The organism is Jeotgalicoccus meleagridis, assembly GCF_903994045.1.
Lineage (GTDB): Bacteria > Bacillota > Bacilli > Staphylococcales > Salinicoccaceae > Jeotgalicoccus > Jeotgalicoccus meleagridis.
In genome coordinates this window covers 136634-161010 of the sequence record NZ_CAJEWD010000004.1, presented here as the reverse complement: position 1 = coordinate 161010, position 24377 = coordinate 136634, and the positions used below count along the sequence as shown (strand labels likewise).

Sequence of the window (24377 nt, the reverse complement as noted above, 5' to 3'; positions counted from 1 at the left end):
TATGGATTTAAAACAGCAATTAAAAGTCACGATAGATGAAGCGATTAAACAAGCGGAATTAGTCCCAGAAGGACAGCTTCCAGAATTGAAAGTTGAAGTGCCTAAAGATAAGTCAAATGGAGATTTCTCCACTAATGCAGCGATGGTCTTGACTAAAATTGCACGCAAGAACCCTCGAGATATTGCTGCTGCAATTATTGAAAATTTTGATCAAGCGAAAGCTGGTGTCAAAGAAATCAATATTGCGGGACCGGGTTTTATCAACTTTACAATGGATTCCAAAGAACTCGCAAATGTCATTTATAAAGTGTTAGACCAAAAGGAAAACTATGGTCGATCAGAAGCTAATAATGAAAAAGTATTGGTTGAGTTTGTGTCAGCAAATCCAACTGGTGATTTACACATTGGGCACGCGAGAAATGCTGCAGTCGGTGCGACTTTGTCTAATATTTTAGATTTTGCTGGCTACGATGTGACACGCGAATACTATATCAATGATGCCGGAAACCAAATTAACAACTTAGCCTTATCTATTGAAGCACGTTATTTTGAGGCACTTGGTCAGGATTTAAACATGCCGGAGGATGGTTACAACGGTAAAGATATTAAGCTTATTGGTGAAAACTTAGCAAAAGAGCACCCTGAATATAAAGACTTAGACCAAAAAGAACGTATTGCAGAGTTTAGAAATCTAGGTGTGGAATTAGAGATGCAAAAACTGAAAACAGATTTAGAAGATTTTAGAATTCGCTTCGACAATTGGTTTTCAGAAACTTCTCTTTATGAAAGTGGCGAAGTAGATTCTGCCATGGACAAGATGACTGAAAATGGCTATACCTATCAAGCTGACGGGGCAACTTGGCTACGTACGACGGACTTTAAAGACGATAAAGACCGTGTACTTGTTAAAAAAGATGGGACGTTCACTTACTTAATGCCGGATATCGCTTATCACTACGATAAGGTTGAACGTGGTTATGATAAGTTAATTAATCTTTTTGGAGCTGACCACCATGGCTATATTAATCGCTTAAAAGCATCACTTGGTGCGCTTGGTGAGGATCCAGACAAGTTAGAAATTGAGATTATGCAATTGGTAAGATTGATTGAAAACGGCGAAGAAGTGAAAATGAGTAAACGTACAGGTAAGGCAGTGACCTTGAAAGATTTAATTGATATGATCGGTGTAGATGCTGCACGTTATTTCATGGTCATGCGTTCAACAGATACTCACTTTGATTTTGATTTAGACCTTGCACGTAGTGAGTCGAGTGATAATCCAGTTTACTATGCCCAATATGCGCATGCTCGTATTTGCAGTATTTTACGTCAAGCAAAAGAACAAGGTTTTGAAATAGATGAATCACAAGCGGTCGATGTGATTGAAAATGAACAGGCACTAGAACTCTTGAAGAAGATCTTAGAATTTCCGAATATTGTTAAAGGTGCAGCGGCTGCTAGAGCAACCCAACGCATACCGAACTATATTCATGATCTTGCAGCAAGTTTCCATAAGTTCTATAATGCAGAAAAAGTTTTAGGTGAAGTAGAAGAGAAGACGCGTGCTTATATTTTAATGATTGAAGCAGTTCGTCAAACCCTAGAAAATGCGCTTGGTTTGATAGACGTGTCTGCACCAGAAAGTATGTAAGAACTCAACACATATTGATATGCTCCTCCCTAAGTTGACATTTTAAAAAAGTGAATGCTTAAGGAGGAGTATTTTTTCTTACTAAAGACTCTTAATACATAGAATTTTAATGAGGAGATAAACAAAGATGAGAGCAAATCTAAACACATATGTCATGCTTTTAATCCTATCAATTTTATTACTGTCATCCTGCTCCAATGAAGAAAAACAAGTTGAACACTCATCTGACGATAAGAGGATAATTTCTTTAATGCCGAGCAATACTGAAATCATTTCTACCTTGGGAGAAGAAGATAGTCTAGTCGGAGTGACAACGGTGGATAATTATCCTGAAAGTTTAAGTGACGACCTTACACGACTAGACTCTTTTGAATTAGATGAAGAGGCAATGCTTGCACTTAATCCAAGTCATATTGTGATACATGAGAGCAATCAAGCTGCTATAAGTCATGTAGTCAACCGAGTAGCTGAGTCGACGAATGCAGATGTGCTTGTGGTAGATGATGCGACCAATATTGAAGAAATTTATGAGACCATCGATCAAATCGGGCAATTTTTAGATAGAGAACAAGAAGCAAAGGAAGTTAATGAAAAATTACAAAATCAAGTGACTGAAGTAATCAGAGAGTACGAAGATGAAACAATCGATGGAGACGTGCTTCTTTTAGTATCAACAAATCCAGATATCTATGTTGCTGGTGCAGATACTTTCATTGATGATGTTCTCACTTCTTTAAATGTTCGTAATGCCTTTAGTGATGTCGAAGGTTATCCAACTGTGACATCGGAGGAATTAGTAAAAAGAGATATTTCTAAGGTCGTATCCATAAGTGGTGAAGCGCCTGAAGTTTTATCTGAATCACTATCTAATATTGCTGGTTTAGAGGATTCAGCGATCACGAATGAAAAAAATCAATGCGTGCCCGACGCTGATGTCATCTCTAGACCAGGACCAAGAATTTCTGAAGGGTTAAAAGAAATCGCAGAGTGTGTCTATGAATAAAAGCAACCTTATTTTAGTGACCCTGTTGATTTTTAGTGTCTTAATTAGCCTGACTTTCGGTTCTGTTCTTTTAACTGACCTAACATATATGCAGGTGTTTTCAATTATTATCGATATCAGGCTGCCTCGAGCGCTGATGGCAGTCTTAACAGGTGCAGCCTTAGCGATGAGTGGCGCGGTGTTTCAAATTATTTTAAAAAACCCTATGGCTGACAGCTTCACTTTGGGTATGGCAAACGGTGCAGTATTAGGATCTAGTTTAGTGGTTGTTTCGGTTCTTCCTATATTTTTAGCACCCATAGCGAGTATTGTTTTTGGTTTAGCTACTATGCTCTTGGTCGTCGCTATTGCACGGAAAATTGATGTCACTTATCGACCAGAGACTTTGATTATCACTGGAATTTTACTCGGAGCCCTCTTATCTGGTCTATTGTACTTACTCATTCTACTTTTCCCTAATGAGACTGCTAATATTTCTCGTTATATGTTCGGTTCATTAGGAGGGGCAAACTTCAATCAAGTAGGCATACTGCTCTTTGTGACAGGAGTGAGTTTTATCATTCACTTGAAATTTTCAAGGAGTTTGGATCTATTAAAATTGGGAGATATCAGGGCACACGCTTTAGGTGTTAAAGTCAGTTTAGTGCGTCCACTGCTACTGATGGTAGCCTCAATTCCACCACTGATTGCTATAGGATATACGGGAATTATAGCGCTTGTGGGTATTATCATTCCACAATTGATTCTCTATGTTAAACCAATGACTTTTGCCCCCTTAGTCAAACGCTCAATTTTGCTCGGTGCGCTCTATGTTTTATTTATTGATACTTTAGGACGTACGATTATTGCACCTATCCAAATCCCGACGGGAGTTATGGTGATGTTATCAGCTGTCCCATTCTTTATTTTCCTTCTTTATAAAAGAAATTTTAAACGATCTTAAAAATAAATCGTAAACGATTTCACTTATAAAATAGAAGGCTTTATAAAAGAGTGTTATATTAAATAAAAAGGGGGAATTCGGATGGAATACGTTTCAGTCGATGATATTTTTAAAATTCGTTCAGTAGCAGCACCCAAAGTAATGGGTAAGACTGGTCGTGTGACTTATTTAGTTGGTCAAACTGATCAGGATAAGGACACGTATTATTCTTATCTGCATGCATATGATTCAAAAGGGAATATCCAACTTACATATAAGGATGAAAAAATCTCTGAAGTTAACCATTCTAATGATGGTATGATGACTGCTTTTACAGCAAAAGATGAAGAAGGCAAAAGCCAAGTTTTCTTACTTCGTCATGCTGGGGGAGAAAGAGAGCAAATTACGAATGAAAAAGATGGCGCAAGTAGTCCAATCTTTGGTCTAGATGATCAAACGATTTATTATTCAGTTAAAAGCTCTAAAGAAGAACAAGAAAAAGACGATAAAACCCTCAAACCGACAGTGGTAAATCGCATGAAATATAAATCAGATGGTGGACCTTCTCCATACGGTGTTTTTCCTGAAAAATATAGTGCGATTAAGAAAATTGATATTCACTCGAAGGAATCAGAAACAGTCTTAAGTGGGGATGAAAACTATACTCTTGAAGAGATTGCACCAAATGGTTTCTTCTACTCTACGGATCAAAGTGATAATCCTGACTACAATTTCTCTTCTAAACTTTATTACCGTAAAGATGGACAAGACCATTTATTAAGAGAAGGGGTCAATGTAGTCAAAGTAGAATTATCGCCGGATCATAAATATCTGTTGATGACTCTCATTGGTCGTGAATATAAGAACGCGACCCATCCTCATATTGAAGTGCTAAATTTAGAAAATGAAACGACAATCGATGTGACAACGGCCTTAGATAAACCAGTGGGTGGCCTCGTTGCCCAAGATACGCAACAAAATTCAGTGAATAATCCAAGTAAGTGGATTTCTAATGATACGTTTGTCTTTATCGTGTCGGAATTTGGCAGTGTCAACTTATACAGAGGTAAGGTCGACGGTTCGATTGAACCGTTATATAGAGGAAAGCATAATATTTTTGGCATGGATGCTGACGATACGGCAGCTTACTTAACAATCTCAACTCATGTCTCACCGAGTGAGCTATATAAGTTTGATTTTGCCTCAGGTCAAGTGAGTCAATTAACAGAAATCAACAAGGATTATGTAGAAGATACACACTTAGTTGAGCCAGAAGAAATTGAGTTTACAAGCTTTGATGAGACAACAGTACATGGTTGGTTTATGAAACCTGCTGCTTATAAACATGGAAATAGTTACCCGATGATTACTAATATTCATGGAGGACCCCATGCACTATTCGCCAATACTTTTTTCCATGAAATGCAAGTACTCGCAGCTAAAGGCTATGCGGTTCTTTTCATTAACCCAAGAGGTTCACACAGCTATTCACAAGATTTTGTTGATGCAGTCAGAGGAGATTATGGTAATGGTGACTACAAAGATATTATGGCAGCAGTTGACTATGTCACTGAAAAGTTTGACTGGATCGATCAGGATAAATTAGGTGTCACAGGTGGTTCTTATGGAGGCTTTATGACCAATTGGATTGTTGGACATACTAACCGCTTTAAAGCGGCTGTTACACAGCGTTCTATTTCGAATTGGATTAGCTTCCGCGGAGTTTCAGATATTGGTTACTACTTTACAGACTGGCAAATATTAGCAGACCTTGATGACCTAGATAAACTTTGGCATCACTCTCCGCTTAAATATGCAGCCAATGTTGAAACACCACTATTGATACTACATGGAGAAGAAGATATCCGTTGTCCGATTGAACAAGGAGAGCAGCTCTTTATCGAGTTGAAATCACGCGGTAAAGAAACACAATTTGTTCGATTCCCTAAATCTTCACACGAATTGTCACGTTCAGGAAAACCAAGCCTACGCATGGAAAGACTTAATCACATGACGAATTGGTTTGAAAAATATATTTAAGGGTGTGAGTACATGAGTAAAAAAATCGAAGCTTTAGCTAAAAGTCTAGATACGGACTATTCCTTGATTACAGATCCAATGAATATATTTTATTTTACAGGTGTTAAATTAGACCCACATGAGCGCTTATTAGTGTTAATCATTAACAATAAAACTCTTGAAACTTCAATAATATATCCTGCTTTGGACGGGGAGACAGTTAAAAATAATACTAACCTTAATTTATATCTACCACACGATGATAAGGAAGATGCATTTCAATATGTCTTTCAAGCGATTCCGAAAAACAGCACAATCGCGGTAGAAGGTGGTCACCTTTTATACGAGCGTTATTTAAGATTAATAGAGAACTACCAAGCTTCTGACATTAAGGTGCTCGATAAAGAGATTGCTTATTTACGCACTAAGAAAGATGCACACGATAAAGAAGAACTCTTACGTGCGGTAGAAATCACAGAGAAAGCACTTGAAGATTTGAAAGAATTTACAGTAGAAGGTAAGACTGAAATGGAAGTTTCAGATTTCTTAGTCAAACAATTTAAGTCATACGGTGCGATTGGACCGAGTTTTGGCCCGACTGTCCTAACGGGTAAAAAGTCAGCCTTACCTCATGGTGATACAGGTAATGAAGTCATCAAAAATGGAGACTTCTTATTGATTGATTTTGGTGTTATCTCTGACACAGGTTATGTTTCTGATATGACAAGAACCTTCATCGTTGGAGAAGCGTCTAAAGAACAGGAAACCATCTATAAAACAGTCTTAAGAGCGAACCTAGAAGGCATTAAAGCCGCCCAAAAAGGTGTCGAATTAAAATCCATAGATCAGACTGCTAGAGATGTAATTGAAGACGCAGGTTACGGAGAATACTTCATGCACAGAATTGGGCATGGTCTTGGTCTAGATATTCACGAAGCACCTTCAATCCACGGTGACAACACTGATCTTTTAGAGAGTGGTAATGTCATTACAATTGAGCCTGGGATTTATATTCCTAGTATAGGCGGGGTAAGAATTGAAGATATGTTATTTATAGAAGAAGACAATACAATTACTCTAAATAGTTTTCCAAAAGACTTTGAGTCGATGATTATACAATAATGCTTAGGAGCTGTAATTTATTATGACAAAAGAAACAAGAATAGAATCGGATTTTCTTGGAGAAAAAGAAATTGATAATGATGCTTATTATGGAGTACAAAGTTTACGTGCTTTAGAGAACTTTCCCATTACAGGTTATCATTTAAATACAGATTTAATTCGTGCACTTGCTATGGTCAAAAAAGCAGCAGCGATTGGTAACCATGCAGATGGAGTATTAGACGAAGAGCGCATGAAGGCGATTGTTCAAGCTAGTGAAGAAATTATCGATGGTCAATGGCACTCACACTTCATCGTGGATCCAATCCAAGGTGGTGCAGGTACTTCAAATAATATGAACGCTAATGAGGTCATTGCTAACCGTGCCTTAGTTATTCTTGGTAGAGAAAAAGGAGATTATGATTACATTAGTCCTAATAACCACGTAAACATGTCTCAATCGACTAATGATGCTTTCCCAACAGCTCTACACATCAGTCTCTTAATTAGAGCTGAAAGCTTGCTTGAAACGATGAATACTATGAAACAAGCATTTGAAGCGAAAGCTGTTGAGTTTGATCATATTATTAAAATGGGACGTACACATTTACAAGATGCGGTTCCAATTCGTCTTGGCCAAGAATTTAGTGCTTATGCTAAAGTTTTATCAAGAGATATCAGACGTGTTACAAATGCACTTGAAAATCTTTATGAAATTAACATTGGTGCCACAGCAGTTGGTACAGGGCTGAATGCGGATCAAAAATACATTGATGTCGTTGTAGAAGAGCTAAGAAAAATAACAGGATATCCTCTAAAATCTGCTGAAAACCTAGTGGACGGTACTCAAAATACTGATGCTTATACAGAGATTTCAGCGTCTCTTAAAGTATGTATGATGAATATGTCTAAGATTGCTAACGATTTTAGAATGATGGCTTCAGGTCCAAAAGCAGGCTTGAATGAGATCAATCTACCAGCTCGTCAACCAGGTTCATCAATTATGCCAGGTAAAGTGAACCCAGTAATGGCAGAGGTTATTAACCAAATTGCTTTCCAAGTCATCGGTAACGATAATACCATTTGTCTCGCTTCAGAAGCAGGACAGTTCGAGTTAAATGTTATGGAGCCTGTCCTTGCATTTAATCTGCTACAATCTATCGACATTATGAATAACGGATTTAGAGTATTCACAGAAAAATGTATCTCAGGAATCACTGCCAATGAAGAACAGATGGCGGCTTACGTCGATTCATCGATCGGTGTTATTACAGCGCTTGTGCCTCATATCGGCTATAAGAAAGCTTCAGCAATCGCGAGAGAAGCGATGTCAACTGGTGAGTCGGTTCGTAGTCTATGCTTGAAGTATGACGTACTCAGAGAAGATCAGTTAAACCATGTCTTGAATGCATTTGAAATGACAAACATCGGCGTATCTAAACTTCCAGAATAAAAGACAAATCACGCTGGCTCTATTATTGAGCTGGCGTTTTTTTTATAGGTACTTGAAGCGACTTTTCATACTTATAAAGTGTAGAATAAAGAGAAAAGGTATTTAAAAGGAGGGAAACAATTGGATATTCAAGAGTTTTATCAAAATTACTTGGGTGAGCAAGACCTCATAAGAGCAAGCCTATTTAACTCAGAAAACTTTACCAATCTAGATGACTTAATCAATTATAAAATTAATGAATTAAATGATATGAACAGTATTCAAGAAGTCTTCGAACACTTCTCTATGGCAGAGGCAAAACTTTTAAAAAGATTAGCTTCAGAAGATACTCATGATAATGTGCACCATGTCGCTTACAACTTAAGTAAATATGCTACCTTGATTGATTATCAGTATATTTTAGAAGATAAAGCAGGAGATGGCGTCATTCATTCAGAAATTATTAATAGCTTAAATCATGGGATGAAGCAATCAGGAATATTTCCTATAGAAGAGATGTATATCGATGATTCGGAAAGAATATCAGCAAGAGATTACAATCGTTTTATGCCAATTTTTCAAGGTCCAATGTATTGGCTATACAATAATTTAACCTTCTTTGAACTCAGACGCTTAATGTCTAAACTTAATATCAAATCACTTGGTCAATATAAAGAGGACTACTTAACAGAAGTCGTCAATCATTTAAGACTAAAAGAGTACCTCGTTCATGCTGTATCTCAATTAGATAACGAAGCAGTCAATGAAATTCAAGATAAGCTTAGAAATGACGATTACATCTATGACAATATTCCCCGTTGGCGTACCGCATTAGAAACGGGCTTACTAGTAAAGGTGCATAAAGATTACCTCATTATGCATAAGGATATTTTAGCAGGATTAAAGGAAATCGATTTTGATAACATTAATTATTCCAAAGTAGAAAAAGACGACGCTAACTTCAATGCTTATCAAGTCGGCTTAAAGTTGTCTACTTATGAAGATATTTATAGACAGATCATTCTACCTAGTCGATTTAATCTCTTAGAAGTTGAAATCATAATCTGTCAAACCTTTGGCTGGACCAATGAAGACTCAGGCTATTTCTTGATTGATGGTAAGGAAGTAACTCCTACCAATATGAGTAAAAGTGCGATTATGGCAGATGTGTTTTTAGAATCGGGCTTAGAATATCAGTACGAATCAAATGATGACTATATTATTAAACTTCAGGTTGAAGATGTCTTGAGTATCGATAAGCCAATACCGAGTGTCGAAGATTATCAAGGACCGAGCCCAATAGAAGGCGTCGGTGGAGTTGAAAACCTTAAAAAAGTTCTAAAAATTCTAGAAGATAAACACCATCCAGATTTTGATAACACTTATTACCGGGCAAGACAGAAAAACTACAGAGAACGCTACCCTGTCAGTGCTGTAAATAAGCAGTTGTCGAGATTATTTAATCGAGGAAACCCAATGACTTAAGGAGAATCAAGATGGATTTAGCAACATTTTATAAGACTTATTTAACTTATTTGCATCTAGATAAAGTGGGAGAGTCCCTATCACAAGTGGATAAATTAGTTGAAGAAAAAATAGAAGAAGCAAAGTCTGATGACTATTTAACTTTACTTGGAGATAGCTTAGCGATGGAAGAGATAGAATTAATCAAGCGTTATTCCAATGCTTTAACAGCTGATAATATCATCTCTATTCCATTTGATGAAGAAGAACATCCATTTTTAATTTATAATCATCACTTACTTTACGTTGGTGACGGTATGGGTGTGATGCACGAAGAAGTGATTGATGGTATTTTAAGAAACTTCGGTTCAAGCATTCAATTGCCACCTTTACCAGAAGGCATTTCACTTGATAATGTGACCTTAAATAATGCTGAGTATACAACCACAGTTAATCTCTTAGATTATCCAATTATAGAGTACTATGATCTCTTATTAACTGAAGAACACATGAATTTAGTAGCGGAAAACTTAGATCTTTCTTTAGAAGAATATAAAAATAGACCACAAATCATAAATGCAATTTCTAAACGTCTAATTCATAAGGAATATTGGCAAGAAAAATTAAAATTATTTGAAGAAGATGAGCTCGCACGTTTTAAGAAGAAAATTGAAGCGGGTCAAGTATTGTTTACCGAAGACGAAGGGGATTGGAGTACCTTCCTTGCGACGGGTATTATTATGCCATATTTACCGAACGTCGCTATTTTACCCTTAGTGCTTTTAGAATTCTTTAAAGAAGAAATCTTTTAATCATAACTCTCTATAAAGTCGACACCTGTATCAGGAATGAAGCTTTAGGGAGAGATTTATTTACAGTAGAAGAGGGTAAGTGAAATACGTTCGTGACTATAGCCATTATTTTTTCCAACTTTAAGAAGAGATTTTAAAAATCTATTTAAAAGGGGTAATGTAAATGTCATTAAAAGAGAAATTATTTAAGCAACTTGAGGATAACGAGGATAGAATGATTCAAATTAGACGTCATTTACATGAAAATCCAGAACTATCATTTAAAGAAGAAAAAACAGCTCAGTTCATAGAAGAATTTTATAGAGATAAAGAAGTTTCTATTACAACAAATGTAGGGAATGGAAATGGAATCATTGTTGAAATTGAAGGTGGAGCTGGCGAAGGACCAACTTTAGGCTTAAGAGCTGACTTTGATGCTTTACCTATAGTTGAGGAAGCAGATGTAGAATTTAAGTCTAAAAATGAAGGTGTCATGCATGCGTGCGGCCACGATGGACATACAGCTTATTTATTGATTTTAGGTGAGGCATTAATTGATTTAAAAGATGAGTGGAAAGGGAAAATTAAACTGATTCATCAACATGCAGAAGAAGAGCCACCAGGTGGTGCGAAAAGTATTGTTGCCTCAGGTATCTTAGATGACTTAGATGAAGTTTATGGTATTCATCTCTTCCCAACTATCGATGTCGGTGACATTACAGTATGTGCTGAAGAAGCGATGACAGGACGTTCGAATTTCGAACTGAAAATTCAAGGCTCCGGAGGACATGGTGCCATGCCACATACAACGAATGACGCACTCGTTGCAGGGGGCTATTTTGTCACTACAGCTCAAACGATTGTCTCTAGACGTATGAATCCAAATGACTCAGTCGTAGTATCCATCACAGCCTTCGATGCACCAGGTGGATATAATGTAATTCAAGATAGTGTCACTTTAAGAGGGACAGTGCGTTACTTATCTATGGATAATCAAGAACCGATTTATGAAGAAATGGAACGTTTAGTTAAAGGGCTAGAGGTTACATACGGTGTGGAGTGTACCCTAGACTATGTCTATGATTATCCAGTCCTTTACAATACGCCAGAAATTATAGATGAAATAGAAGAGACACTTAGTGAAAGTGCAGGCTCATACTTTGAGAAAGTGTACCGCGATAAACCACAGGCAGCATCTGAGGATTTTGCATATTACTTACAAGAAAAACCAGGTGCTTTTATATTTGTAGGAGCTAAACCTGAGGGTGTTGAAAATGCTTATCCAAACCATCATCCTAAATTCGAAGTGAATGAAAAATCGTTAATTATTTCTGCAAAAGCAATGGCAGATATTATTCTTAAAAAAATTCAATAAAAAAGGTGACATGATGAGAGAAATACACACGAAATACTCTAAAAAGAATCCGGGACATTATGTTCCTGCTATGGAGCATAATGGAACCCTATATATATCTGGGCAATTATCAATCGATAATGAGACTGGGAAAGTTGTAGAAGGTGGCGTGAAAGAAGAAGCGGCACAAGCTTTGAAGAATTTGGATCTTGTCTTAAGTGAGGCGGGCATTACTAAAGATAAGGTGATAATGTGTCGTATCTATACACCAGATGTTGCTTACTGGAATGATATTAATGAAGTGTATAGCGACTATTTTGGAACTCATAAACCAGCACGAGCCATTGTTCCTACGACGCCATTACATCATGGTTGTCTAGTGGAAATAGAAGCTGTTGCTGCAATGGAATAGCTTAAAGCAAAAACTGTTTAGAAACCTAAGTAGGGATTTCTAAACAGTCTTTTTATGTGCTATAAACCTTATTCATTTTCTAGTTTTTTAATATATTTATCTAAGAGTTTTTTATCTTTACCAGAAATTTTGGGGAATTTCGGATCGATTTTCTCTAAAACTTTAATCATGATTTCAGTAATAATACGGCGACTATGCCACTCATCATCAGCAGGTAATATATACCACGGACTGTGTCGGGTGGAGGTGTTATTTAACATATCTTCAAAAGCGATTTGGTATTGATTCCATTTTTTTCTTTCTTCAACATCTGAAATTGAAAATTCCCAGTGTTTATCTGGATTTTTCATTCTACTCAAAAGCCTGTCTCTTTGTTCTTTTTTAGACATATGAAAGAAAAATTTGATAACCGTAAAGCCATTTTCGTGTAGGTATCTTTCGTAGTCATTGATCTGTCTATAACGTTGTTCGAATATATCATCATGCTCATCTACTAATAGATTATGGACTTTTGTAGCAATAACATCCTCATAATGTGAACGATTTAAAATCGCGACTTCCCCACGATTAGGTTCCCCAGCGTGGATTCTTCTGAGATAATCTTGTTTTTTATCTTCTTCTGTTGGTTTCCCAAAGGAAGTGACTTTGAGACCCTGTGCGTTTAAATTTGAGAATATATATGAAATTGCTTCATCCTTACCAGCAGCATCAATGGCTTGTAAGACTACCATAATTCCGTTTTCTTCCTGAGCATTTAATTTAAGATGTAGATCCTTTAATTTTTCAACTAAAGGCGGGACTATATTTTCTTTAATCTCTTGATTATCTTTTTTCTTGCCCTCACTAGTTTTGTATTTCTTTAGTTTTATATTTTTAGTACACGGTACTTTATAATTTGATAATTTCATTATTATCACCCCTGTTTGAAGATATTTACCCGCATGAAAAGGTGGGAAACATTTGAGATATCAGAATCACTATAGTTCGTGAACAACTAGTAGTTGGCAATGTACATGGAATAAACGATACAAGTTTTGAAGAATTTAGACTTTGTGTGATGTGAAAGAAGGATTCCAAAACAGTTTTCTCTGGGCTATTTATAAACTAACTCACTTAAATTTTTAGAAAATTTACATTTGACAGAATAATATATGTGAGTTATTATCGAATTTATAGAAAACGATTTCATTAAATTTAAATAATGATAATGTGTACAAAACATGTGAAATGAGGTTTCTCATTTTATATGTAATTTTTTTAGCTTTATAGTATACGTCTATAGACGTCTTTAAAATAGGAGGATGGAAATGAGTAGTAATTTACAAGAAGAAATAAAAAATTTTGTTAAAGACATTGAAGAGAAGTTAGTAAGCTTTAGAAGATCTATGCATCAAAATCCGGAATTAAGTAGTGAAGAATACAATACATCAGAGAAAATTTTCAAATTCCTCGAAAAAGAAGGATTGAAACCTCAATTTATTGAAGATAGAGGCATTGGTGTAACTGCACTTATTGAAGGAAAAACTAATAATCAAACTGTTGCGTATCGAGCAGATATTGATGCATTGCCTATTGATGAACAAACAGGTCTTGAATTTAAATCTACAGAATCAGGAAAAATGCATGCATGCGGTCATGATATACACACTACAACATTACTGGGAACTGCTTTAACACTGAATAAATTTAAAGAAAATTTAAATGGTAATGTCAGATTAATATTCCAATCAGGAGAAGAAATCTTTTATGGTGCTAGAAAAGTAATAGAGTCGGGAATTTTGAATGAACCTAAAGTTAATAAAATTCTTATGTTTCATACGTGGCCAGATTTACCAGCTGGAACAATTGGATTAAAAAAGAATGAAATGATGGCATCAAGCACAAGCTTCAATTTTAAGATTAAAGGTAAAGGTGCCCATGCTGCTCATCCACAAAAAGGTAATGATCCTGTAGTTATAGGAGCAAATCTAGTTTCAAATTTACAAAGTATCATATCAAGAAGAGTTGGAGCTCAAGAATCTGCTGTTGTTACGATAGGGAAACTAGAAGCTGGAAAGGTTTCAAATGTCATTCCAGATGCAGCATATGGAGAAGGAACTATTCGAACTCTAAATTCTGATTTAGATCAATTTATCCAAGAAAGAATAACAGATTTATTTGAATATGGTGCTAAAAGTTTTGGAGCTGTTGGAGAAGTGAATTTTGAACAAGCCACTTATCCGGTAGTGAATGATCCAGATATTATAGACACAATTGAAAAATCTGCAGAAAATTCAATTGGATTGGAAAACATACATTGGCTTAAACAGGCTTCTATGGGAAGCGAAGATTTCTCACTTTATTTACAAGACATCCCTGGAGCACTGGTAAGATTAGGCACAAATAATGATGATGAGAGATCAAAAAGGGCATTACACAGTAATGATATCCATTTTGATGAAAAAGCTATACCAACAGGTGTGAAAGTGATGTCAAATGTAATCGTAGATTTATTAAATGATAAATAAAATATTAGGGGTGAAGTTTAATGTCCACTGAAGCAATAATTGCAGTAACAATCTTTGTAGTTGCTATTGTCCTATTAATTTGGAGACCAATAAGCCCAATATTAATTGGTGCTATGATACCTACCTCCTTAGCTTTGTTTGGGGTGCTTGATGCTGATGTTGCATTCGCTGATTTTGCCAACTCTGTTGTTATATTTTTTATGAGTCTATTAGTTGTAGGTAGAGCAATATTTAAAACTGGACTAGCAGATTATATAGGAGGAAAAATTATAGGATTAACCGGTAAGTCTGAAACAGGGACTTTATTTGGTACAAATATTGTTGCCAGTGGACTATCCGCATTTTTAAATGATACAGGAACGACTGCATCATTAATGCCTATTGTTAGCACAGTAGCAGAAAAAGCAAATGTTTCTAAATCTAAACTCTTAATGTCATTGGCATTCTTTTCATCTATAGGTGGAACAATTACTTTAATTGGTACAACCCCTCATATTGTTGCCAGTGGGTTACTCTCAGATTTTGGATATCGTGAATTTGGATTTTTTGAATTCGCATGGATTGGTATACCCGTTTTAATTGTTGGAATGATTTATATACTCACATTAGGGAAGAAGTTGTTGCCAGATATAGAATTGGAAGATGAGTATGTAGGCGAGGAGACAAGTAAACAACCAGCAAAAATGCTTCTTGTTGCAATAATATTTATAGGGATTATTATTTCTATGGCAAGTGGAGTAATTCCGATGCACGTTGCGGCTGCAGCTGGTGCAATCTTAGTAGTATTAACAAAATGTATCACGATTGAAGAGGCTGTTAGTTCGTTTAGTGTACCAACACTATTTTTAGTAGCTGGTATTTTCCCGTTGAGTACTGCATTGGTCGAAACAGGCGCAACAGAATATCTAGTGAATTGGATTTCTCCTTACTTTATAAACCTTTCACCGGTATTCATCATAATGGCTGTCACATTCTTTGTAATCTTGATAACTCAATTCCTGATGAATACATCGTTGACCGCAATTATGGTACCTGTGGGTATTTTAGTAGCGGAAGCGGCGAATATAGATCCAGCAGGGGTTGTTATGGCAATCGCTATTGCTGCATCAATAGCACTAGCTACTCCGTTTGGAACAGGGCCAAACCTGTTAGTTTGGGAAGTTGGTGGATATCAAGTAAAAGACTATTTTAAAGTTGGATTTCCACTAACTTTAATATTAGGTATTGTAATTACAATTGCATGTTCAATAATTTATCTATAGAGGTGTTTAATAAAAATGAAAAATTTTAAAGAAATAGTGAATGAAAATAATTTTACTATATTACCTGGAATATATGATTCACTTACTGCAAAATTAGCAGAGAAGGCAGGATTTCAAGCCATATTTTTATCAGGAGGCGCACTTTCTATTACTAACTTAGGAAAACCTGACATGGGATTCTTAACATTAAGTGATTTTAAAGAAAGTATTCAAAAAATTAGTAGAGTAGTAGATATCCCTATAATAACTGATGTTGATAATGGGTTTGGGAATTCTATTCACGCAGGTGATACCGCTAAAACAGTTTTTGAAGCTGGAGCCGATGGTTTGCAAATTGACGATCAAATTTTACCACAAGACAAACCAACAACTTCTAAAGATGCTTTGGATATTGATTTAGTTATTCCAAAAATTAGAGCTATGAGAGAGAACGTTGACGATTCCTTTACAATTATATTTAGAACAGTAGAAAATTATAATGGAAGTGTTGAAAAAGCTGTCGAAAGAGTTAATCTGGCAGGAGACAATGGAGCAGATTTAGTTTATGTTGATGGCTTATCTTCATACGAAGAAGTCTTGTATGTTTCCGAAAATGTAAAATACCCCTTATTAATAAATATGAACGAAAAAGGTTTTCCCGCAAGTTTAGAAACTGAAGTAGTAAAAAATCTTGGATTTAAGATTGCTCTATTCCCAGTGTCAACCATGGCAATTACAGCTCATATAAATGAAAAATTATTTGAAACATTAATTAATGAACAAACTACTCTATCTTTAAGAGAAGATATGACGAATCCATTAGATATCTATAACCTATTTGGACTAAGTGAATCAGTTGAAAAAGAATCTAAAAAGTACTAATAATATAGTAGATGCGGTATACATTATGTGTGTATCGCATTTTCTATTACGTTTTGAAATTCTAGAATAAGTTGTATTATGGTTTGTGACTGATTACGACATTATTGGTATAATATATAGATTCTATGTAATAATTAAATACTTTAAAGAGAGTGGATTTTATGAGCTTTATTGATTCTGGTGCTTCTAAACCAATTTTTATACAAATACAAGATAAAATAAAACATAACATATCAACTGGACTATGGTCTGAAGGATTCAAATTACCCTCTGAAGAAGAATTTTCAAAAGAATTAAATGTAAGCAGAGGAACAGTAAGAAAAGCTATTAAAGAATTAGTGAAAACAGGATATCTAGAACAGATACACGGGAAAGGTACATTTGTTTTGAGTCGTTTCACAACTTCGAATTTAGCCCAAGAATTTATATCTACTGCTGAGTCTTTAGTTAATAGTGGAGTGGACTATGAAACAGAAGTCTTAGTGCAAAAGTTAATAAAGCCAAATAAACATATTATGTCAAAACTAGAATGTCAAAAGGATACACCAGTCCTTTACTTGAAAAGAATTAGGTTAGTAGAAAATGAAAAAGTGCTTCTTATGGAAAACTGGGTTAACACAAAAATTTGTAAAAATATAGAACTTGAAAATTTTGAAAGTGATACGATTTTTGACATGATGGAAAAAACTTCAAAAAAAACGATAAAGTATGGAATTAGAAGTTTTGAAGCTAAGAGTGTTGATACTGAACAAGCTAAAATTCTCGATGTTCCTGTATCTAGCCCTATTTTATTTTTAGAACAGTCAACATTTTTAATAGAGGATAAAGTAGCTGAATACTCTAATATTTGGATTAAATCGGATAAGTATAAAATTATATCTGTTTTAGAAAGATAAAATATGCTAACTTATAAGACCTTTAAACAAAAACTGTTTGGAAATCTGAGTTGAAGATTTCTAAACAGTTTTTTTGCACCGATCGTTATATTTTTTATCACTTGTCTTGTATTTTAAATTTTAAGTTTTAGGCATCTGGTCTCAACTTTATTTGATTTTACCAGTGTCTATTAGGTTATTAATAAGTTTTCTGAAAAGCTTTACTCCAGGTGATTGACTATCTACATGCCAAGCAAGTGCAGTGGTTTTTTTATATTGTTGCTTTATAGATTTAAATACAACGTCACTATTAATAATATTAGTAGATGAGTTAGGTACAAGAGCTACTCCAAGTTCAGATGCTACTAGAGAAATAATAGTTTGTTGTTCTTGTGCTCTCTGAGCTATTACTGGATAAAAGCCTGCATTGTTACATAATGAAATCACTGAGTCATAGTATCCTTTGCCTGATTCTTCAGGAGTCATAATAAAATCCTCATCTTTTAATATGCTTAAATCTATAGGTTCGGGTAATTTAGAATATTCATGATCCAGGGGTAAAACAAGTTTAAAATCTTCTTGGTTGATTGGTAAAAATTTTATTTTTTCATTTGAAACTGGAGGAACTAAAATACCTAAGTTCAAATGACCATTTAGAAGCAATTTTTCTTGCTCCCCACTAGTATGTTGTTCAACTACGATATTCAAATTGGGATGTCTTAGTTTCATTTCCTTTATTATAGTTGGGAGTATGTCATAAACTGCTGAACCACTGAAACCTAAAACAATCGTTCCTAGCTCACCTGCGTGAATTTTTTTAGTGGTGTCAATCTCTTTATTTAAGAGGTTTATTATAAAGTCACAGCTACTATTAAAGTAATAGCCAGCTTCAGTTAGTTCTACTTTTCTATTAGTGCGATGAAATAATCTGACTCCAATTTCTTCTTCTAATTGCGCTATTTGCATACTTAAAGGAGGTTGTGAAATATTTAGACTTTTAGCTGCTTTACTAAAATTTAAATACTTTGCTACCGCTTGAAAATATATTAGGTGTCTGATTTCCAAATGATGGTCTCCTTTCATATATATTAAATATCAATAGTTATTAATAATATATTATACAAAACTCTAATTTAAATCTAACATAGATTTAAATAGATTTTAGAAGGGATGATTACATGAAACTAAAAATACCAAATGAAGAAATTAGAGAACGCCAGAAGAAATTTACGGATAATTTAAAAGAAATGAATGTTGAATCAGTAATTTTATTTAACACTACAGACATATTTTATTTGACGAACTTTATGTTTAGACCTTCAGAAAGACCTATTGCATTTTTTATTGATGACTCTAACAAAACGCATCTATTCGTTCCTCGTATGGAGTACTCTCATGCAGAGAATTATGCTGTTATTGATTATATTCATGAATATATAGAATATCCTGGGGAAACCCATCCTATGGAAATTTTGAAGATGTATTTAATAGAATATAAATTCACTGAAAAGACAGTTGGTTACGATTCGCTCGGATATAGTTCTCAAAAGGGCTATAAAGGACCATTGCTGACAGAAATAATGGATTTTAAGGATATTGTGAATATTAAAGGTATGGTAGAAAAGCAAAGATACATCAAGTCCAATAATGAAATAGAACTTATAAAAGAATCTGCAAGATGGGGAAATTTAGCTCATACGTTACTAGTTGAGTATTCAGAAATTGGTAAAAGAGAAATGGAAATCGAAGGTAGGGCATCATTTGAAGCATCTCAAATAATTTATAAAACTTTAGGTGCAGACTATAAACCATACGGAAATCCTCCACACGCTTTTTATAGAGGTCAAATTGGGAAGCATTCATTTTTTCCACATTCACAAAATCAAAATGCAATGTTGAAAAAAGGATTTAATGTTGTTTCTCAAGCAGCATGTGATGTCTGGGGATATAAAAGTGAATTAGAAAGAACAATGTTCATTGGTGAAGCAAGTAAAGAGCAAGAAAAATATTTTAATCATATGCTTCAAGCACAGGAAATAGCATTTGATTCTATAAAACCTGGCATTGAGGCTTCTGTTATCGAAAAAAATGTTCAAAGGTACTTTAAAGAGAACAATTTAGAACCTTTAGTGAGACATCATACTGGTCATAACATTGGATTACTCAATCATGAAGCTCCATTTTTTGATATCGGTGATGACACATTATTAGAGCCTGGCATGATATTTTCAGTTGAGCCAGGACTGTATGTTGAAGATATTGGAGCATTTAGACATTCTGACACTATTCTTATTACTGAAACTGGAATGGAGTTGATCACTTATTATCCTAGAGATTTTGAATCTCTAATAATTTAAAAATCAAATAAAGGGGGGATAGTTATGAGTGAAGAATCAAGCAAGAAGAGACGTAACAAGTTTAAGATGCCAGATTCGTATATTATCTTGTTTGTTATGTTAATTATAGGGGCTATAGCGACGTATATTATTCCAGCTGGTGAATTTGAAAGAGAAGAAGGAGGACTTGTACCGACAGTAATTCCCGATAGTTTTAGTTATGTTTCTTCAGATCCGGTAGGGCTTATGGGTTTTTTCTTATCTATCCAAGAAGGAATGATGGAAGCTGCAAATATAATTTTCCTTATTTTAATAATTGGCGGTGCATTTTCAATTATTAATTACACGGGAGCTATAGATTCTGGAATTATGAGTTTAATTAATAAAACCAGAAATAAAAAAATTCTTCTTGTTGTGTCATTAGCAACGGTATTTTCTATTGCAGGATTTCTTGGAGTACTTCACACTGCTGTAATCGCCTTTATACCAGTTGGTATAGTGGTGGCAAAAGCCTTTAAATTAGATGCCATTGTAGCGGTAGCTATTGTGTATTTAGGAGCATACTCTGGTTACACAATTGCTGGGCTTGATCCAATTACAACAGGTTTTGGTCAGGAAATCGCAGGACTCCCTGTTTTTAGTGGGTTATGGTTTAGATTTCTTATATACCTAGCTGTATTAACTTCGAGTATTTTGTACATTATATATTATATTAAAAAAATTGAGAAGAACCCCAATAAAAGTATAATGGGGGAGAATAAATTTAATGAGACAAATGAAGAGGTAGTAGAGACAGATCATGGAGATTTCACTACTTTAAGAAAGATCATTCTTATTTTCTTTGCAGTTTGTATGACTATTTATACTGTTGGTGTATTTAGAAATGATTGGGGTTTAAATGAGATGACAGCTTTATTCCTAATTATAGGAATAGGGACAGCGTTAATTGCAAGAATAGACGGAAATACTTTTGTCAAAGAGTTTGTAAAGGGAGCCCAAGGTATGATTTATGCTGCACTAATCGTCGGTTTAGCACGATCAATTGTTGTTGTCCTTGAAAATGGTTTAATACTAGATACTGTAGTAAATTCAATATCATCCATTATAGAGCCTTTACCGGTTATGGTAGGAGCATTGGGTATGTTCTTTTTCAATCTTCTGTTTAACTTGATTATTACATCGGGAAGTGGACAGGCAGCGATTGTTATGCCAATAATGGCTCCTTTAGCAGATATTATTGGAATTACGAGACAGACAGCAGTGCTAGCATATAATATGGGAGATGGATTCACTAATACTATAGCTCCAACTTCCGGGATTTTAATGGCAAGTATAGCTGTTGCTGGTGTATCTTGGGTAAAATGGTTACGGTTTATGCTGCCCTTGTTAGGAGTTTGGGTACTGATTGGTGTAGTAGCGATGATTATTGCGGTAAGCATAAATATTGGACCTTTTTAATCAACCATATTCCAATATGAAATATCCAAAAAATAAGTCACCTAGATTTATAAATCTAGGTGACTTATTTTTTGGATTAAATTTTCTTTGTATTATTTATAATCCATGTGTTGATTTCATCTTCTTGTAAACTTTTAACAGCGATATCTACTATAAAGTCTGCACTATCTTTGTTACTGGCAATGAAAGTGAAAAAGCCTGGACCTTTAATTGCATTTGTGAAGTCTGACCAGACAGCTGTGGTATTAAAAGAAATTCTGAGTATATTTAAGACAATTAAGCCAAAATACACGACAATATTTAACCAGAGTAAAAACTCAGCAAATGCATGATAGCCTAAATACCATGAAGACAAAGAGAGTGCACCGGTTGCCATGACCATAGCAAAGTATCCTGGGTAAAAATGTTCTGTTTGTCTTTTTAAAAAATTAATCATCTATGTCACGCTTTCTAAAGTTTACAGTAAGAGCTCACCGTATTTACGGTGAGCTCTTTATATTATAACTTATTGGTCAAACATCTTCATTACACCATGGGCAACCGCTAAATCAAAATAACCAGCACCTACGCATTTGTAGAGCGTGATTTCTTCATCGTTTTGACGTAAATATTCTCCATCAAAAATCTCGGCCAGTGTACCTTTGATATCATCCCAACTAATGATGCCCGCTTCAACAGCATCAATTAGTTCACCAGCTTCTTCTTTGATGCCATGCATATCGTCAACATAGATTTGGTCTGCTCTTTTGATAATAGTGCGGTCCATTTCTTTCATCTCTGGAGTAAAGGAACCGACACCATTGATATGCGCACCTGGCTTCACTTTTGCACCATCATAGACAGGTGTCTTACTTTGTGTCGCACAGTTAATAATATCGCTCTTTTCTACTAAACTATCGGCATCTGATACAACTTCTATATCAGCCCAAATTCCAAAATCCTCTAAGCGTTTTTTAAAATCATGAGCCTTACTTTCAGTACGGTTAAACAAGTAAATTTTTTGAATATCTCTGACTTGAATGACACCTAAAACCTGTTCGAATGACATGTTACCTGTACCAATCACACCAAGTGATCTAGCGTCTTCTGTCGCAAGTTTATCGGTTGCAATTGCAGTCATAGCACCTGTTCTTAAACGAGTTAAGTAAGAGGCTGCCATATTCGCTTTATGCTCACCACTATTTAAATCTGTCACCAGTATATTCCCCTGAGTCGTTGGGAATTTCTTATTAGTCGGGAAAATCGAGACAGTTTTGATAATCGATACGTGACTACTAATGCTGATACAAGGCATATATAACATAGAATTGTCATCACCAGCAGGTAATACAGTGCGAATTGATTCTACGATTTGATCATTTTTGTAATCATCCAAAATGTTTTTAACATCTTCAATTGCATGAGTAATCTTATACTTAGCTTCTATATCTTTATCAGTCAAAGTAATCAATGGATTCACTCTCCTATAATATTTTCATTTTTAAGTCGGTCTTCACGGTCTTGAGCACTTTCACCTTTAATCGATAGTACAGCTAGAATTGAAATTACCGCTGTAGCAACAATGTATAGTGAAACTGGTATGCTTGAACCGTCGAATTGATTCATTAAAAATTCAGCAATCATTGGTGCTGAACCCCCAGCAACGGCAGCTCCAATTTGATAACCGAGTGTAACTCCAGTATAACGTACTTCTTTAGAAAATGACTCAGAGAACATAGTACCTAATATGGCTGTGATTGGTGGCCAGATAACAACAAGACCAATCAAGGTTGCTAAAATCACTAAGAGTGGTTCATGTGTATTAACGATGTAGAAGTACGGGAAGCCATATAATAACATGGCAAAGGCACCAATCAAGAACATCTTACGGCGTCCAATTTTATCCGATAAAGAACCCATAATCGGTATCATGATTGTTGTCCCAACAGATACAGCCATAATAGACAGCATCATAAATTCAAAAGTGACATCAAGTGAAGAGACACCATAACCGACAATAAAGGTTGTGAATATATAAAACGGTCCAGTTTCAACAAACTTAGCCCCAGAAGTAATCAGCACTTCTTTTGGATGTTTCTTAAAGATTTCAACGATAGGTAACTGACGTACTTCATTTTTAGCAGCAGCTTCTTTTTGCATTTCTTGGAATGCTGGTGTTTCATCTAAGCCTTTACGGATAATAAGTCCAACAAATACGAGTAGTAAGCTGAAGATAAACGGTATTCTCCATCCCCACGATAAAAATGCTTCTTCAGGCATTACCCAAGTTAAAAAGAAGAAAAAGCCGTAAGCTAAAACTAGGCCAATCGGAATTCCCATCTGTGGGAAACTACCAAACAAACCACGTTGTTTCTTTGGTGCATATTCAGTTGCAAGTAATAAGGCACCGCCCCATTCTCCACCAATTCCTAAACCTTGGATCAGACGGAATAGTAATAGAAGTAACGGTGCGGCAACACCAATTGAAGCATATGTAGGTAAGAGCCCGATACCAGCAGTTGCTAGCCCCATCATACTTAAGGTAATAATCAATGTTTTCTTACGTCCAACACGGTCTCCAATGTGTGCAAATATGACACCACCAAGTGGCCGTATAAAGAATGATAAAGCCAAACCAAAATAAGCTAAAATTGTTGATAAAAATTGATCATCGGTAACAAAGAACTGAGTGTTAAAAATTATGCTCGCAACCGCAGCATATAAGAAAAAGTCAAACCACTCAATTGAAGAACCGATCAAACTTGCTGATAATACTTTTCTTCGTAATTTTTTATCCATGTTGTTCCCCCTTTGTATACGTTTACAATACCACGTTTTAATTTCTGAGACTATAAATAATTAAATATGTGAAGCGATTTATAGAAGTGAATTTATTTATTGTTAAATAAGGGGTAAAATAAAGATGATATGCACATAAAATACAGAGTTG

General features: G+C 35.2%; 21 protein-coding genes. 16 read left to right on the top strand and 5 right to left on the bottom strand.

The features are described from left to right. Window position 1 precedes the first annotated feature (1 nt). The 10 genes from argS (at window position 2) to JEOSCH030_RS03210 (ending at window position 12149) form a co-directional block, all read left to right on the top strand. A complete protein-coding gene (gene argS, locus JEOSCH030_RS03255) occupies window positions 2-1651 on the top strand; it encodes an arginine--tRNA ligase (RefSeq protein ID WP_185125187.1) in 1650 nt (549 codons plus the stop codon). A gap of 127 nt (window positions 1652-1778) precedes the next feature. After that, complete coding sequence (locus JEOSCH030_RS03250) at window positions 1779-2654, top strand: helical backbone metal receptor (RefSeq protein ID WP_185125186.1); 876 nt, start codon at window positions 1779-1781, stop codon at window positions 2652-2654. Further along, the gene (locus JEOSCH030_RS03245) at window positions 2647-3597 is read left to right on the top strand and encodes a FecCD family ABC transporter permease (RefSeq protein ID WP_185125185.1); all 951 of its coding nucleotides are present in this window, start codon (window positions 2647-2649) and stop codon (window positions 3595-3597) included. The genes JEOSCH030_RS03250 and JEOSCH030_RS03245 overlap by 8 nt, the downstream gene beginning before the upstream one ends. A gap of 81 nt (window positions 3598-3678) precedes the next feature. Beyond that, complete coding sequence (locus JEOSCH030_RS03240; protein ID WP_185125184.1) at window positions 3679-5616, top strand: S9 family peptidase; 1938 nt, start codon at window positions 3679-3681, stop codon at window positions 5614-5616. Between the two features lie 12 nt (window positions 5617-5628). Further along, on the top strand, window positions 5629-6717 hold the full coding sequence (locus tag JEOSCH030_RS03235) for an aminopeptidase P family protein (RefSeq protein ID WP_185125183.1): 1089 nt from the start codon (window positions 5629-5631) through the stop codon (window positions 6715-6717). A gap of 22 nt (window positions 6718-6739) precedes the next feature. Next, window positions 6740-8149, top strand: coding sequence for an aspartate ammonia-lyase (gene aspA / locus JEOSCH030_RS03230; protein WP_185125182.1), 1410 nt, complete (start codon window positions 6740-6742; stop codon window positions 8147-8149). Between the two features lie 120 nt (window positions 8150-8269). Then, complete coding sequence (locus JEOSCH030_RS03225) at window positions 8270-9613, top strand: IS1096 element passenger TnpR family protein (RefSeq protein WP_185125181.1); 1344 nt, start codon at window positions 8270-8272, stop codon at window positions 9611-9613. A gap of 11 nt (window positions 9614-9624) precedes the next feature. Next, window positions 9625-10404: a hypothetical protein gene (locus JEOSCH030_RS03220; RefSeq protein ID WP_185125180.1), complete on the top strand. Its 780-nt coding sequence runs from the start codon at window positions 9625-9627 to the stop codon at window positions 10402-10404. A 163-nt stretch (window positions 10405-10567) separates the two neighbouring features. Next, on the top strand, window positions 10568-11758 hold the full coding sequence (locus tag JEOSCH030_RS03215) for an amidohydrolase (protein ID WP_185125179.1): 1191 nt from the start codon (window positions 10568-10570) through the stop codon (window positions 11756-11758). Between the two features lie 13 nt (window positions 11759-11771). Further along, window positions 11772-12149, top strand: a complete 378-nt coding sequence (locus JEOSCH030_RS03210; protein WP_185125296.1) for a RidA family protein — start codon at window positions 11772-11774, stop codon at window positions 12147-12149. A gap of 68 nt (window positions 12150-12217) precedes the next feature. Here the strand turns inward: JEOSCH030_RS03210 and JEOSCH030_RS03205 are convergent, their stop codons facing one another. Next, the gene (locus JEOSCH030_RS03205; RefSeq protein WP_185125178.1) at window positions 12218-13057 is read right to left on the bottom strand and encodes a PPK2 family polyphosphate kinase; all 840 of its coding nucleotides are present in this window, start codon (window positions 13055-13057) and stop codon (window positions 12218-12220) included. 399 nt (window positions 13058-13456) lie between these two features. On the opposite strand from JEOSCH030_RS03205, the gene JEOSCH030_RS03200 reads away from it, so the two are divergent. From JEOSCH030_RS03200 to JEOSCH030_RS03185, 4 genes are all read left to right on the top strand, one after another. After that, window positions 13457-14656 (top strand): M20 metallopeptidase family protein, encoded by a 1200-nt coding sequence (locus JEOSCH030_RS03200; protein ID WP_185125177.1) that lies wholly within the window; start codon window positions 13457-13459, stop codon window positions 14654-14656. A 20-nt stretch (window positions 14657-14676) separates the two neighbouring features. Continuing rightward, window positions 14677-15918, top strand: coding sequence for an SLC13 family permease (locus tag JEOSCH030_RS03195; protein ID WP_185125176.1), 1242 nt, complete (start codon window positions 14677-14679; stop codon window positions 15916-15918). 15 nt (window positions 15919-15933) lie between these two features. Beyond that, on the top strand, window positions 15934-16779 hold the full coding sequence (locus tag JEOSCH030_RS03190) for an isocitrate lyase/PEP mutase family protein (protein ID WP_185125175.1): 846 nt from the start codon (window positions 15934-15936) through the stop codon (window positions 16777-16779). A gap of 161 nt (window positions 16780-16940) precedes the next feature. Then, entirely contained in the window at window positions 16941-17675 is a 735-nt protein-coding gene (locus JEOSCH030_RS03185; protein ID WP_185125174.1) for a GntR family transcriptional regulator, read from the top strand. 147 nt (window positions 17676-17822) lie between these two features. Here the strand turns inward: JEOSCH030_RS03185 and JEOSCH030_RS03180 are convergent, their stop codons facing one another. After that, window positions 17823-18719 (bottom strand): LysR substrate-binding domain-containing protein, encoded by an 897-nt coding sequence (locus tag JEOSCH030_RS03180; protein WP_185125173.1) that lies wholly within the window; start codon window positions 18717-18719, stop codon window positions 17823-17825. 113 nt (window positions 18720-18832) lie between these two features. On the opposite strand from JEOSCH030_RS03180, the gene JEOSCH030_RS03175 reads away from it, so the two are divergent. Then, entirely contained in the window at window positions 18833-20011 is a 1179-nt protein-coding gene (locus tag JEOSCH030_RS03175) for a M24 family metallopeptidase (RefSeq protein ID WP_185125172.1), read from the top strand. A 24-nt stretch (window positions 20012-20035) separates the two neighbouring features. Then, window positions 20036-21448, top strand: a complete 1413-nt coding sequence (locus tag JEOSCH030_RS03170) for a YfcC family protein (RefSeq protein WP_185125171.1) — start codon at window positions 20036-20038, stop codon at window positions 21446-21448. A 76-nt stretch (window positions 21449-21524) separates the two neighbouring features. On the opposite strand, the gene JEOSCH030_RS03165 is transcribed toward JEOSCH030_RS03170, so the two are convergent. From JEOSCH030_RS03165 to JEOSCH030_RS03155, 3 genes are all read right to left on the bottom strand, one after another. Further along, window positions 21525-21884, bottom strand: coding sequence for an SLAC1 family transporter (locus tag JEOSCH030_RS03165; protein WP_185125170.1), 360 nt, complete (start codon window positions 21882-21884; stop codon window positions 21525-21527). Window positions 21885-21953: 69 nt separating this feature from the next. After that, window positions 21954-22907: an ornithine cyclodeaminase family protein gene (locus JEOSCH030_RS03160; protein ID WP_328794779.1), complete on the bottom strand. Its 954-nt coding sequence runs from the start codon at window positions 22905-22907 to the stop codon at window positions 21954-21956. Then, window positions 22904-24226: an MFS transporter gene (locus JEOSCH030_RS03155; protein WP_185125168.1), complete on the bottom strand. Its 1323-nt coding sequence runs from the start codon at window positions 24224-24226 to the stop codon at window positions 22904-22906. The genes JEOSCH030_RS03160 and JEOSCH030_RS03155 overlap by 4 nt, the downstream gene beginning before the upstream one ends. Between the last annotated feature and the right edge of the window lie 151 nt (window positions 24227-24377).

Bases quoted from the DNA above. Each gene is read 5' to 3' on its own strand.
- JEOSCH030_RS03155 (WP_185125168.1), bottom strand. From the start codon at position 24,226: ATGGATAAAAAATTACGAAGAAAAGTATTATCAGCAAGTTTGATCGGT.
- JEOSCH030_RS03195 (WP_185125176.1), top strand. From the start codon at position 14,677: ATGTCCACTGAAGCAATAATTGCAGTAACAATCTTTGTAGTTGCTATT.
- JEOSCH030_RS03175 (WP_185125172.1), top strand. From the start codon at position 18,833: ATGAAACTAAAAATACCAAATGAAGAAATTAGAGAACGCCAGAAGAAA.
- JEOSCH030_RS03165 (WP_185125170.1), bottom strand. From the start codon at position 21,884: ATGATTAATTTTTTAAAAAGACAAACAGAACATTTTTACCCAGGATAC.
- JEOSCH030_RS03205 (WP_185125178.1), bottom strand. From the start codon at position 13,057: ATGAAATTATCAAATTATAAAGTACCGTGTACTAAAAATATAAAACTA.
- JEOSCH030_RS03170 (WP_185125171.1), top strand. From the start codon at position 20,036: ATGAGTGAAGAATCAAGCAAGAAGAGACGTAACAAGTTTAAGATGCCA.
- JEOSCH030_RS03190 (WP_185125175.1), top strand. From the start codon at position 15,934: ATGAAAAATTTTAAAGAAATAGTGAATGAAAATAATTTTACTATATTA.
- JEOSCH030_RS03210 (WP_185125296.1), top strand. From the start codon at position 11,772: ATGAGAGAAATACACACGAAATACTCTAAAAAGAATCCGGGACATTAT.
- JEOSCH030_RS03185 (WP_185125174.1), top strand. From the start codon at position 16,941: ATGAGCTTTATTGATTCTGGTGCTTCTAAACCAATTTTTATACAAATA.
- JEOSCH030_RS03235 (WP_185125183.1), top strand. From the start codon at position 5,629: ATGAGTAAAAAAATCGAAGCTTTAGCTAAAAGTCTAGATACGGACTAT.
- JEOSCH030_RS03240 (WP_185125184.1), top strand. From the start codon at position 3,679: ATGGAATACGTTTCAGTCGATGATATTTTTAAAATTCGTTCAGTAGCA.
- JEOSCH030_RS03215 (WP_185125179.1), top strand. From the start codon at position 10,568: ATGTCATTAAAAGAGAAATTATTTAAGCAACTTGAGGATAACGAGGAT.
- aspA (WP_185125182.1), top strand. From the start codon at position 6,740: ATGACAAAAGAAACAAGAATAGAATCGGATTTTCTTGGAGAAAAAGAA.
- JEOSCH030_RS03200 (WP_185125177.1), top strand. From the start codon at position 13,457: ATGAGTAGTAATTTACAAGAAGAAATAAAAAATTTTGTTAAAGACATT.
- JEOSCH030_RS03245 (WP_185125185.1), top strand. From the start codon at position 2,647: ATGAATAAAAGCAACCTTATTTTAGTGACCCTGTTGATTTTTAGTGTC.
- argS (WP_185125187.1), top strand. From the start codon at position 2: ATGGATTTAAAACAGCAATTAAAAGTCACGATAGATGAAGCGATTAAA.
- JEOSCH030_RS03250 (WP_185125186.1), top strand. From the start codon at position 1,779: ATGAGAGCAAATCTAAACACATATGTCATGCTTTTAATCCTATCAATT.
- JEOSCH030_RS03220 (WP_185125180.1), top strand. From the start codon at position 9,625: ATGGATTTAGCAACATTTTATAAGACTTATTTAACTTATTTGCATCTA.